Raw genomic sequence first — 12,513 nt, forward strand, 5'->3', positions numbered from 1 at the left:
ATGAATCACTACAAGCAGCTCGCCAGAGAGCAACGATACCAGATTTCTGGCTTGAAGAAGGCAGGTTTGAGCCAATCACAAATTGCGGATGAAGTGGGCGTACACAAGTCGACGATTTCTCGGGAATTCAGACGGAACAAGGGTCGACGTGGTTGGCATCCCAAGCAGGCTCAGGAATTGCAGGACGAACGTCGAAAGAATTACGCCAATGCACAGCGCCACTCATTGTTGGAGTGGGCGGAAGTTGAGCGATTGATTCGACAGGACATGAGTCCGGAACAAGCGTCACAGCGGCTTGCTCTGGAAGGCGGGTTGCCAATCAGCCATGAATCGATCTACTTGCACATTTATACAGATAAGCGCCGTGGTGGCGACCTGTGGCGGCACTTGCGCTGTCAGAAGCCGCGCAGGAAACGTTACGCGAGTGGTCAAGAGCGCCGAGGCACAATCAAGAACCGGATTGGCATTGACGAACGTCCGGTGATCGTGGAACAGAAGAGTCGCATAGGCGACTGGGAGGGCGACACCGTAATCGGCAAGAACCACCCAGGCGCATTGGTCACATTGGCCGAAAGGAAGTCGCGCTACATTCTGGCAGCCCAGGTTCCCAACAAACATGCGTCGGGTGTGACGGCGGCAGTAACGCGGCTACTGCGCCCTCACAAAGGGAAGTGCTACACCATGACATTCGACAATGGGAAAGAGTTCGCGGAGCATCAAACCATCGCGGCGGAACTCAATGCGGATGTTTATTTCGCCCATCCCTACCATTCATGGGAGCGTGGCTTGAATGAGAACAGTAATGGGCTACTGCGACAGTATTTCCCCAAGGGAATGGAATTGGTTGAGGCTATTCAAGAACAAGTGCAATGGGCGGTGGATAGACTCAACCATAGATCACGCAAAGTGCTTGGATTCAGAACCCCGTTTGAGGTATTCTTCGGAAAGACGGTTCGCTACATCAAATCACCGTTAAGCGTTGCACTTCGAAATTGAATCTGCGTATTTAATTTATCAATGCTGCAAGTAATCAGAAAAACTCAAAAACACAGTTATGCAGCGGTCTTCTTTATCGGATGTACAGCTGGATTGGTACACAATTATCTTGCTAATGCGTAAAATTGTTCGGCAAAAAAATAATTTTTTAGCCCCTTCCATCATCATCTGACCTTTGCGAATCATGCGCATGAGTTCGATGCCAGCCAGAGACTTTTGCAAAAGCCCTCGCCAGAAGTTTTTTACTATTGATTATAAAGGGCTAATTTTTCAACTATCGAGGTTTTGCAAAGGCCTCTTTTTATATTGCACTAACTCTACAAACTAAACTACAATCTTTTTACAGTCATTTAAAACAAATAAAGCCCCGTAATACGGAGTTTTCAGTAGACTTATCAGAGAATAAATCAAATTTTTAAATCATGTATTCCTAAAAAGGAATATCATCATCCAGGTCATCGAACCCACTTCCCTGCCTGCCATGAGCAGATTGACTTGGAGCAGTACTGCCATTTTCTTTATCCGCTGGTTTGAAATTACCACCATCTGATTTACTACCCAGCATTTTCATATCGCTGGCAATAATTTCGGTAGTATAGCGGTCGACTCCTGACTTATCTGTCCACTTTCGTGTTTCTAGCCGTCCTTCAACATAGACAGAGCGACCTTTTTTTAAGTACTCGCCCGCAATCTCAGCCAGTCTTCGATAGAATGTAACTCGGTGCCATTCCGTTTTTTCCTGTTTTTCACCATTTTTATCTTTCCAGATATCTGTCGTTGCCAAAGTAATGTTGGTGACGGCTTCGCCACTTGGCATATAACGGGTTTCTGGATCTTTACCCAAATTACCAATGAGTATGACCTTATTGACTGATGCCATTTATGTGTTTTCTCCTAGTAGCTTAACGACGCTCTCTTCATCAAAACCTTTTAAATCAACTTTTAAATAGGCAACTCGTTCATTTGCCAGCACCAAAGCTTCATACACGCCAGACAATGCTGCCAGTTCTCGAGATAACCCACTCGCTCTGCCAACATCCATTTCCTTCACATGATACATTTTGGAACGTACGGCAGCAGGCGCTTTCATAGTCGCAGCAAACATCAGCCATATGCACAATAAAAGTCCGCAAAATATATATAATACGTTGCTCCCATGATGCTCATACAGATAACCGCCTACTGTTGCCCCTACAAAAGCACCCAAAAACTGGGTACTACTATAGACACCAATCGCGGTACCCTTTGCACCAACCGGTGCAATTTTGGAAATGAGCGATGGTAAACTCGCCTCTAATAGATTAAAGGCGGTAAAGAAAACCAGCAGCGCTATGGCTGTACCCCATATTGAATCGGCTGTAAGTGCCAGTGAAATCTGCCCCAGCAGTAATAACGCTATTGCTGCAATAAATATTGTTTTAAGTTTAGCTTTCTTTTCAGCATAAATAATCGCTGGGATAATCAATACCATAGACATCAGCAGAACGGGCAGATAGAGTTGCCAATGATCATCCGCCTCTAATCCAGCCTGACGTAACGATAACGGCATAACCAGCCATAACGCCATGAGTGTTGCATGTAATGCAAAAATACCATAATTCAAACGTAATAATTCAATATTACTCAATACATTTTTGAACTTCGATGCGGATGCTTCCGTATCAGAATGAAAACGACTGATCAGTGGATCAGGAATAATTTTGTGTACAACTATGATTGCTAACAATGCCAGCGCACCAGTCATGGCAAAGATTCCTGACACGCCAATTAATTGATTTAACGCCGGCGCAACAATCAATGAAACAGCAAAAGTAGTGCCAATAGTCATACCAATGACAGCCATCGCTTTAGTCCGATGTTCTTCCCGAGTAAGATCAGCCGCAAGCGCCATTACTGCCGCTGAAATCGCACCGGCTCCTTGTATAACGCGACCTAAAATTACCCAGTAAATATCAACAGCAATTGCCGCGGTAAAACTACCGATGGCAAATAAAATCAAACCCAGATAGATTACGGGTTTACGTCCAATACGATCCGATAGCCAACCAAAAGGGATTTGTAAAATCGCCTGGGTCAGTCCATACGCACCTAACGCAATACCAATCAGTGTAAAGTTATCGCCACCGGGCAAATGCTCCGCATAGAAAGCAAATACCGGCAAAATGATAAATAATCCAAACATACGCAAGCCATAAATACCAGCCAAACCAACCGTAGCGCGTAATTCTGTTGGAGACATTTTTTCAGAGGATAATGAGGCAGACATGAATCAAATTGTGAGTTTTCTGGAAAGTTGGGTATATTAGCAGGTTGACTCATACATAGATAGCCAATGGAATTTATCAAAATTCGGGGTGCACGCACCCACAACCTCAAAAACATTAATCTTGATCTACCGCGTAACCGGCTTGTTGTCATTACGGGGCTATCTGGATCGGGTAAGTCTTCACTTGCGTTTGACACGCTCTATGCCGAAGGTCAGCGACGTTATGTCGAGTCGCTTTCTGCATATGCTCGGCAATTCTTACAGCTGATGGAAAAACCAGACATCGATTCGATCGAAGGGCTCTCCCCCGCCATTGCCATTGAGCAAAAAGCAACCTCACACAATCCGCGATCCACTGTGGGTACGGTTACAGAAATCTATGACTACATGCGTTTACTCTTCGCCAGAGTTGGCGAACCACACTGCCCAGAACATGGCACTACTTTGGCTGCACAAAGTGTTTCTCAAATGGTTGATCATGTATTACAGTTACCTGCCGATACGCGCTTAATGATTCTCTCACCACTGATTGTCGAGCGTAAGGGTGAACAGGCGGTTTTATTTGATGAATTACGCGCACAAGGATTTGTTCGTGTACGTGTCAATAATGTTGTATATGAAATCGATGCATTACCCAAACTGCAAAAAACCAAAAAACATACAGTGGAAGTAGTAATTGATCGATTAAAAATATCACAGGATGTCAAGCAACGACTGGCTGAATCATTTGAAACCGCGTTACACCATGCCAATGGACGTGCCCTGGCGGTAGAAATGGATAGCGGCCATGAACATCTTTTTTCTGCTAAATTCAGCTGCCCAGTCTGTAGTTATTCACTATCAGAACTAGAGCCACGGTTATTTTCTTTTAACAATCCATTAGGAGCGTGCAATCAGTGTGATGGCCTGGGGCAAATCACATTTTTTGATCCGGCACGTGTCGTTGCCTTTCCTCATTTATCACTGGCTTCGGGTGCAATCAAAAACTGGGATCGACGCAATCAATTCTATTTCCATATTTTAACTAATCTTGCAGAACACTATGGCTTTAATCTGGAAACGCCATTTGAGCAATTAGAAAAAAGTATCCAGAATATTATTTTGAATGGATCCGGTAAAGAGAAGATTCGTTTTTCATACCCTGATGAAAAGGACCGTAAATATCAACAAACGCATTCTTTTGAAGGCATTATCCCCAATCTGACACGACGCTATAAAGAAACGGAATCGCAGGCGGTACGTGAAGAACTCGCGAAATATCTGAATGCCCAGACCTGTCCAGAATGCAAAGGTACCCGCTTATGTCGAGCAGCCCGTCATGTACAGATTGGCGGGCAAGCTATTTATACGATTAATGCATTACCTTTAAAACAAGCCAAATCATTTTTTGATGAAATAAAGCTATCCGGGCATAAGCAATCTATCGCGGATAGGATCGTTAAGGAAATCTCCAGTCGTTTACAATTTCTTAATAACGTCGGACTCGATTATTTATCATTAGACCGCTCTGCCGATACCTTATCTGGAGGTGAGTCTCAACGTATACGGCTCGCCAGTCAAATTGGTTCAGGATTAACTGGAGTAATGTATGTACTGGACGAGCCTTCTATCGGTTTACATCAGCGCGATAATGGACGCCTGCTTGACACACTTAAGGATCTGCGTGATCAAGGTAACAGCGTCATTGTAGTAGAACATGATCAAGATGCGATACAGCTAGCGGATTATATTGTAGATATGGGTCCCGGGGCCGGTGAACATGGCGGATTAGTCGTTGCCCAAGGCAGCCCTCACAGCATTCGAGAAAATGAAGCCTCATTAACCGGAAAATACCTTTCTGGTAAATTAAGTATCGTATCACCCAAAACACGCACCCAACCCCAAAGCGAGCGCATGCTCAGCATTCATAACGCATCGGGAAATAATCTAAAAAATATTCACTTCAATCTACCGATAGGGCTATTTGTCTGTATTACAGGCGTATCTGGTTCCGGTAAATCGACCCTTATCAATGAGACACTTCATCGCGCTGTATCACGGCATCTTTACGCCAGTAATGCTGAACCTGCACCATACCAGCATATTGCAGGATTGGATTTTTTTGATAAAGTAATTAATATGGATCAAAGTCCAATTGGCCGCACACCACGTTCCAACCCTGCTACCTATACCGGTTTATTTACACCCATCAGAGAACTGTTTGCCGGTATACCCCAGGCACGTGAACGGGGTTATGCGCCAGGCCGATTCTCATTCAATGTTAAAGGCGGGCGCTGCGAAGCGTGTCAGGGAGATGGCGTCATCAAAGTAGAAATGCATTTTCTGCCGGATATCTATGTAACATGCGATGTTTGTCATGGTAAGCGTTATAATCGTGAAACGCTTGAAATTCTATACAAAGGTAAAAATATAAACGAAGTCCTACGAATGACCGTAGAAAATGCATACGACTTTTTTAATCCAGTACCCGTCATCGCACGAAAGCTACGAACACTATTGGATGTCGGCCTGGGCTACATTACCTTGGGACAATCAGCCACAACACTTTCAGGTGGTGAAGCTCAACGAGTAAAACTATCACTAGAACTTTCCAAACGTGATACCGGGCGTACACTTTATATTCTTGATGAACCGACTACCGGACTTCATTTTCAGGATATCGATCTATTATTAAAGGTTTTACACCGGTTGCGCGATCATGGGAATACCGTCGTAGTCATTGAGCATAATCTCGATGTAATCAAAACAGCCGACTGGATCATAGATCTGGGTCCTGAAGGTGGCGATGGAGGGGGCCAGATAATAGCTGAGGGTACGCCAGAAGATGTTGCTGCAAACAAAGCAAGTTTTACCGGCCATTATTTGCATACAATACTCAATCCACCTCCTGTAAAAATATAAAATTAATTATTATTATTTACAGGTATTCAGTTGTATGGATGACAAAATTAATCCTTGCTCAAACCATTGTCGGGTCACATATTCATAGAACGTTTGATTTCTGGAAGTTCCACAAGTCATCACTAGTTTTTTTCCAGGATCAGTCAGGAGAACATAACCTAGATTCAAATAATTATTCGCTTTATTCGGAAATTCTATCTTAGTCGGTTTGCCGTTATAAAATAAGCGCGTATGTTTCCCAAATTTTCCCTTCACATAACCCTTTGGATCAACGATTACTAAGCCAATTTTTTCTAAGTGTCTTAATGTTAATGAAGTAATGCCCTGTTTCGTATAAACTTCATCCTCTACGTCAAGAATGAGTGCTAAGGGTCCGCCCTGAACCCATATAAACTGAGAGAAAATTTTAAAAAGGGCGGCGTCTTCAGGGTCTAAATGAAGCATGATGCCTTTTCAATAAAATTCCTGGCTATTCTGACTAACGCAGTCACAGAATACCTATCCAAATAGCTTAATATGTAAGAATTCGCCATACTTTCGTTATTAGATATTGCGGTTTTCTCTGGGCGCAATCACGTTACATCACACCTGTATGCAAAATTCAGAATAACATTTGCAAATAAAGGACCATTTTTTTACTACACCGCCCCAGTTACCCGTTTATCCAGACAAATACGGCTCTAGCAATTTCATATTTTGTCTTAAATATCATTTCTAAGATGTGCCATAGCAAATCTTTTTACAAACATTTCATCTCATATTTTTATCTTGTCACGACATTATCTCAATGAATTCAGCTTATTTATTGAGATGATTCATTTTCGGTTTTCTTATCTATCTTTGTATCCTCGTTATTCTTAGTCTTCGATTTTGGTTCGGTGCGTTTTCTGCGATGGTCGATCTCTTTATTAATCTCAGCAAGGAAGGTGATATTGTCTTTACGTTGTTTCTCACTCTTATACCAGGAAAAACAAGTCACTGATCCAAGAACCATTAGAATGATACTCAGTGCAGTTACCCCATCAAAAAAAATAAAGGCAAACCCAGTTGAAATAGCAAAGGCACCTAAAAATGCAGTCAATAACCATAATTTAGGTCCCCAGCCCGAACTGCTGTGCCGACTATTCCATGCATCCAACTTGTCACGCGTTGAAGCAAGCTCTTCATCGGTCCATTTTTTCATACTCATAACAACTGGATCTCCCTTAAAATCATATTGGTTTTATTTAGAACGAAAAATTCTTTCTAACAAAGTTAAACGTATTAACTCTACGTGACAAGCCTGTTTAGGTCAATTCTATGTAAAATAAGCAAATAGAATCCGCTTTGTTCCAGTTATTTTAATCCATAAAAAAAGGCACCAATTGGTGCCTTTTTTTATCTAAATCAGATTAGAAGTTGTGACGTACCCCTACAGTATAGGTATTACGATCAGAATCACTTACACCGGGTGTGTTATCGCGCACATCAACTCGTTGGTAACCACCAAATAAACTAGAACGTTTGCTCAGATGATGAATAGCACCAACCGTGAAACTTCTGGCATCTTTACTAGCTGCAAAACCAGAAACTTTCTTCGCATGCGTCATACCACCTTGTGCAACCAATGTCGTATTGCCCAGCGTATATTCAGCACCAGCAAACCAGATCTCGCCATCACCATTGAGGTTCATTGCTGAATTACACTGACCGCGGCCATCACCTATAGAGCCTAAAGAAGCTGCTGTGGTACAAGTTGCAGCACCCACTGCATTGTTAATATTTTCATACTGCCCGCTTAAACGGAAGTTCTCAAAACTCCAAGAAGCACCACCACGCCATACTTCTTCATCATCGATATCACCACCAATTAAAGCCCTCTGACGAGTACTGACGTTATCTCTTGAATAACCACCAAACACATCAAACCCGTGTCCTTCAAATTCAGCCTGATACTTAGCAGCAATCTGGAAATCCCATTCACCATCCTCGCCACCACTGTTAGTACTGCCGGAACTAAAGGCAGGATTAAGTGGGTTGGCAGCACCAGGGCCTAAGTAAGTCGGATCTAACTTATTTGCATCACCTGGCATCAACAGGGCTGAAAAAGCAAAACCTTCTACTGTTGGTGAATCATAACGGCCAGCGCTGTTCACAAAGCCATTTGCAGCTGAACCCAGACCGTTAGCCGGTGAGTACATCGTGCCGCCACTACCGCCCGCCTGCAAACTGGTATAAGCAAATGGGTCAATTGTCATACCACCTGCAAAATCCTTGAATGGCGATTGAACACGTCCAAATTTCACTTCACCCCAACCATCATTAGCAAGCGCAACCCAACGTTCACGCGCGACACCCAAATTACCACTTCCGGTATTCAGACCATATTCGATATGAGCCTTTGCTTTCAAACCACCGCCTAAATTCTCGATGACATGCAGTCCCCATCTTGAACGATTGGTATCATCACCAATCAGTGCCTGGCTGGAATGGCCTTCAATATCAACCGTGCTATATTCAGCTTGAACACTACCAAAAATTGTCACATTCGTATCCTGTGCAAGCGCAACCATCGGAGTTGCGAGTGCACCGGCTACTGCCAACGAAATAAGATTCTTTTTCATACGGAAGTTCTCCTTTAATGTTAAAACGACTGGGGGTCGTCATATTAGCCCATCTACACTCCGGTGGAATGCACCCCGCTGTTCCGACCTCCCGAATCGGGAGGTTTGAGTGGATTGTGCCCAACACAGATGAGTGCTGCAAGAGAAACAAACAATTTCTCCAAGGTAAGCAACAATTATGTTGTATTTGTACAACAAGTTATCACAGCGATTTGAATTTGACAGGAAATAGCGCTATTACCCATCGCAATATAGAATTTCTAGATGTTTTTTACGTTTATGGTTAATCTACTGCTCGAACAGTGATAATTGTTAGATAACTGTTTTAATTACTTTGCTCTTTACAACGTCAAGCATTTTCTATCCTAGAATTAAAATTCTTCGCGCCTTTTATTATCAAAGGGCGCAGATTTCTTTAATAGAATCCTCCTCTTTGTAATATGCGCGATCGTCTCGCCTGTCACCCATAAGAAGAGCAATTTCCTATTCGCCACAATATCATCCAAAAGCCGTACATCTTCAAGGAAAACAAATTCGAAACTAACTGATTATTAAAATAATATAGGAATTAATAAATAGGATAATGTGGTTATAATCACAATTGCAACAAGGTTTAGCTTAAAGCCGGCGCTAGCCATCTGAGCAATGGTCACACTTCCCGTTGAATAAACAACGGCATTGGGAGCAGTTGCAACAGGCAGCATGAAAGCACAGCTTGCTGCAAGCGCTGTGGGTGCAAACAATAGCATTGGCTCAATACCACATGTAACCGCAAACGCACCCAGAATCGGTAGTAATGTTGCCGTTGTAGCCGTATTGCTGGTCAGTTCTGTCAGAAATATAACCAGGGTAACCAGTCCTAACATTATTAATATTAGCTCCCATTCAGCAAAACCCGATAAGCCCCCTCCTATCCAAATAGCAAGCCCGGTATCTTTAATTGCCGCAGCAAGACTGAGTCCCCCACCAAATAATAGTAAAACACCCCAAGGTATTTTGCTTGCACTCTCCCAGTCCAGCAATGCCGCTTGTTTCTTTTGTATCTGACCTGATGGAATCATAAACATCAATACCGCACCACCAACGGCAATCATCGCATCATTCAACCATAATAAGATATAGAAATTTTGCTGAACAGGAACACGTATAATCCAGGCAATAGCAACCAACAGAAACACTAATGTAATACGTTTCTCAGCTTGAGTCAGCTTCCCTATTTTCTTTAGCTCATCCAAAATCAGATACTTTGAGATATGAACATTTCTTGAGTCAAAAGGGCAAGCCCATTTTGTTAGCACCCACCACGCAAGGCCTACCATAATTACAACAACCGGGATACCAAACATCATCCAGTCAGCAAAACTAATCTCGATGCCGTATGTTTGCTTCATAAAGCTAACCACAAATAAGTTTGGTGGTGTGCCGATAATCGTTCCAAGACCACCAATGCTGGCGGAATAAGCAATACCTAGAATTAAGCACAGAATAAAATCCTGATTTCTCTTGGTATCATCTTTAAAAATTTCATTCACTAAAGACATTGCAATCGGGATCATCATAATGGCACTAGCTGTATTACTGATCCACATGGAAATCAGCGCAGTTGTACCCATAAAGCCAGCAATAAGCATGGTTGGACTTTCTTTTACGCGCACCAGAATGTTTAGAGCAAGCCTGCGGTGTAAATTCCATCGTGAAAGCCCCGTTGCAATAATAAATCCGCCCAGCAGCAAAAAAATCGTCGGGGCTGCATATGGCGCGGTACTATCCTCAATTGTCATAATATCTAATGCAGGAAACAACAAAATAGGCAATAATGATGTCACTGGAATTGGCAAAACCTCTGTTGCCCACCAAACGGCCAGCAAAAACGCGATACCTGCTGTATGCCAAGCCGAAACCGGCATGCCGACTGGAGCTGGAAATAAAATTGTTATCAATAAAAAACTGAGGCCAGCAAATAGGCCAATCTTCTTTGACATAAACTGTATGTCTCCGCATCTCTTAGCATAATGCTAATCAAATTAAATGTTAAACATGATCCCATTATTTCAGGAATCAACTAAACTTATTCAACGATAGTACAGTAAAATGTCAGTATGCTAATGACACAATCAAATTAGTCTAATCAATTCCATATAGCTTGTTTCAAGCAATGAAACCGTTATGTATTGATATAATTTAACCGGGTCATACTTTTTATTTTGCTTATAAAATTTGCAATCATAGTCTGGAGAAAGAAATGGTGGTAACTGATGTTTTGGAAATGATTCAAGACAATGAAGTAAAGTTTGTTGATCTACGTTTTACGGATACTAATGGGAAAGAACAGCATGTAACAGTTCCTGCCCATGCTCTTGATGCAGACAAATTTGAAGATGGCCATCCTTTCGACGGCTCATCCATTGCGGGCTGGAAGAGTATTCAGGCATCTGACATGCTGCTTATGCCCGATCCTGATACCGCAAAAATGGATCCATTTATGGATGAGGCAACATTACTCATCACTTGTGATGTCGTTGAGCCTTCTGATGGTAAAGGCTACAGTCGTGATCCCCGTTCACTCGCCAAGCGGGGCGAAACATACCTCAAGTCAACCGGTATTGGTGACATCGCATATTTTGGCCCTGAACTTGAATTTTTTATTTTTGATTCAGTTTATTGGCATACAGATATGTCCGGCTGTTCTGTAAAAATCGAATCCGAAGAAGCAGCCTGGAGCTCGGTTATTAAGTATGAGAGTGGAAATATCGGTCATAGGCCTGCTATAAAAGGCGGTTATTTCCCGGTTCCACCGGTTGATTCTCTGCAAAATATTCGTTCTGCCATGTGCCTCACTTTAGAAGAAATGGGGATCGGTGTTGAGGTGCATCATCATGAGGTAGCGACAGCTGGCCAATGTGAAATCGGAACTCGTTTTAATAGCTTAGTAAAACGTGCAGACTGGAATCAAGTACTCAAGTATGTAATACATAATGTTGCTCATTCATATGGAAAAACAGCGACTTTTATGCCCAAACCTATCGTTGGCGATAATGGATCAGGGATGCATGTACACCAATCAATATGGAAAGATGGCAGAAATTTGTTTTCAGGCAACAGTTATGCCGGTCTGTCTGAAATGGCATTGTTCTATATTGGCGGTATCATTAAACATGCTAAAGCTTTAAATGCTATCGCCAATCCCGGCACTAACTCTTATAAACGGTTAGTTGCTGGATTTGAAGCACCCGTCAATCTGGCTTATTCAGCGAGTAATCGTTCTGCAGCTATTCGTATTCCTCATACTAATAACCCTAAAGGACGGCGAGTTGAGGTGCGTTTTCCAGATCCTATGGCCAACCCTTATCTTGCATTCACGGCGCTCATGATGGCCGGATTAGACGGAATCCAGAACAAGATACACCCAGGTGATCCCATGGATAAGAATCTATATGATCTACCGCCCGAAGAAGCAGCAAAAATTCCAAACTCTTGTGCATCATTAGAAGAAGCTTTGGAAAGCCTAGATAAAGATCGCGATTTCTTAATCCGAGGCAGTGTATTTTCCAATGATATGATCGATGCATTCATTGATTTAAAAATGGAAGAAGTCACTCTGTTACGCACCACCACCCATCCAGTTGAGTTTGATATGTATTACAGTCTTTAAATAGCATCAGATTACTGGCTTTTACTTTATTTTTTCAGCTAAAATTGATTGATAGAATTACTTTCCGTTCAAATCTTCACTTCGACAAAAGCAGC

At 42.5% G+C, this 12,513-nt stretch carries 9 protein-coding genes; 3 read left to right on the forward strand and 6 right to left on the reverse strand.

The annotated features are described in order from the left end of the window. Positions 1 to 996 carry an IS30 family transposase gene (locus BUQ89_RS11455; protein ID WP_074202611.1) on the forward strand — a complete coding sequence of 332 codons (996 nt, stop codon included), beginning with the start codon at positions 1 to 3 and terminating at the stop codon, positions 994 to 996. 430 nt (positions 997 to 1,426) lie between these two features. Here the strand turns inward: BUQ89_RS11455 and ssb are convergent, their stop codons facing one another. Both ssb and BUQ89_RS11470 read right to left on the reverse strand, forming a co-directional pair. Continuing rightward, positions 1,427 to 1,876: a single-stranded DNA-binding protein gene (gene ssb / locus BUQ89_RS11465; RefSeq protein WP_028462206.1), complete on the reverse strand. Its 450-nt coding sequence runs from the start codon at positions 1,874 to 1,876 to the stop codon at positions 1,427 to 1,429. After that, positions 1,877 to 3,235, reverse strand: a complete 1,359-nt coding sequence (locus BUQ89_RS11470; protein ID WP_036573701.1) for an MFS transporter — start codon at positions 3,233 to 3,235, stop codon at positions 1,877 to 1,879. It lies immediately after the preceding gene. 93 nt (positions 3,236 to 3,328) lie between these two features. Between BUQ89_RS11470 and uvrA the strand changes: the two genes are divergently transcribed. Further along, on the forward strand, positions 3,329 to 6,163 hold the full coding sequence (uvrA, locus tag BUQ89_RS11475; protein ID WP_028462204.1) for an excinuclease ABC subunit UvrA: 2,835 nt from the start codon (positions 3,329 to 3,331) through the stop codon (positions 6,161 to 6,163). Between the two features lie 12 nt (positions 6,164 to 6,175). Here uvrA and BUQ89_RS11480 read toward each other — a convergent pair whose 3' ends face one another. From BUQ89_RS11480 to BUQ89_RS11495, 4 genes are all read right to left on the reverse strand, one after another. Beyond that, a complete protein-coding gene (locus BUQ89_RS11480; RefSeq protein WP_051537673.1) occupies positions 6,176 to 6,607 on the reverse strand; it encodes a hypothetical protein in 432 nt (143 codons plus the stop codon). Positions 6,608 to 6,965: 358 nt separating this feature from the next. Next, positions 6,966 to 7,352, reverse strand: a complete 387-nt coding sequence (locus BUQ89_RS11485) for an ATP synthase subunit I (RefSeq protein WP_074202612.1) — start codon at positions 7,350 to 7,352, stop codon at positions 6,966 to 6,968. Positions 7,353 to 7,554: 202 nt separating this feature from the next. Beyond that, on the reverse strand, positions 7,555 to 8,766 hold the full coding sequence (locus BUQ89_RS11490; RefSeq protein WP_028462203.1) for a porin: 1,212 nt from the start codon (positions 8,764 to 8,766) through the stop codon (positions 7,555 to 7,557). A 551-nt stretch (positions 8,767 to 9,317) separates the two neighbouring features. Next, complete coding sequence (locus BUQ89_RS11495; protein WP_051537669.1) at positions 9,318 to 10,748, reverse strand: SLC13 family permease; 1,431 nt, start codon at positions 10,746 to 10,748, stop codon at positions 9,318 to 9,320. A gap of 260 nt (positions 10,749 to 11,008) precedes the next feature. Between BUQ89_RS11495 and glnA the strand changes: the two genes are divergently transcribed. Continuing rightward, a complete protein-coding gene (gene glnA / locus BUQ89_RS11500) occupies positions 11,009 to 12,418 on the forward strand; it encodes a type I glutamate--ammonia ligase (protein ID WP_028462201.1) in 1,410 nt (469 codons plus the stop codon). Positions 12,419 to 12,513: the final 95 nt, after the last annotated feature.

Source organism: Nitrosomonas cryotolerans ATCC 49181, assembly GCF_900143275.1.
GTDB classification, from domain to species: Bacteria; Pseudomonadota; Gammaproteobacteria; order Burkholderiales; family Nitrosomonadaceae; genus Nitrosomonas; species Nitrosomonas cryotolerans.

Excerpts from the sequence above, each read along its gene's own strand:
- BUQ89_RS11470 (WP_036573701.1), bottom strand. The coding sequence starts at position 3,235 with ATGTCTCCAACAGAATTACGCGCTACGGTTGGTTTGGCTGGTATTTAT.
- glnA (WP_028462201.1), top strand. The coding sequence starts at position 11,009 with ATGGTGGTAACTGATGTTTTGGAAATGATTCAAGACAATGAAGTAAAG.
- BUQ89_RS11455 (WP_074202611.1), top strand. The coding sequence starts at position 1 with ATGAATCACTACAAGCAGCTCGCCAGAGAGCAACGATACCAGATTTCT.
- BUQ89_RS11495 (WP_051537669.1), bottom strand. The coding sequence starts at position 10,748 with ATGTCAAAGAAGATTGGCCTATTTGCTGGCCTCAGTTTTTTATTGATA.
- BUQ89_RS11485 (WP_074202612.1), bottom strand. The coding sequence starts at position 7,352 with ATGAGTATGAAAAAATGGACCGATGAAGAGCTTGCTTCAACGCGTGAC.
- ssb (WP_028462206.1), bottom strand. The coding sequence starts at position 1,876 with ATGGCATCAGTCAATAAGGTCATACTCATTGGTAATTTGGGTAAAGAT.
- BUQ89_RS11480 (WP_051537673.1), bottom strand. The coding sequence starts at position 6,607 with ATGCTTCATTTAGACCCTGAAGACGCCGCCCTTTTTAAAATTTTCTCT.
- BUQ89_RS11490 (WP_028462203.1), bottom strand. The coding sequence starts at position 8,766 with ATGAAAAAGAATCTTATTTCGTTGGCAGTAGCCGGTGCACTCGCAACT.
- uvrA (WP_028462204.1), top strand. The coding sequence starts at position 3,329 with ATGGAATTTATCAAAATTCGGGGTGCACGCACCCACAACCTCAAAAAC.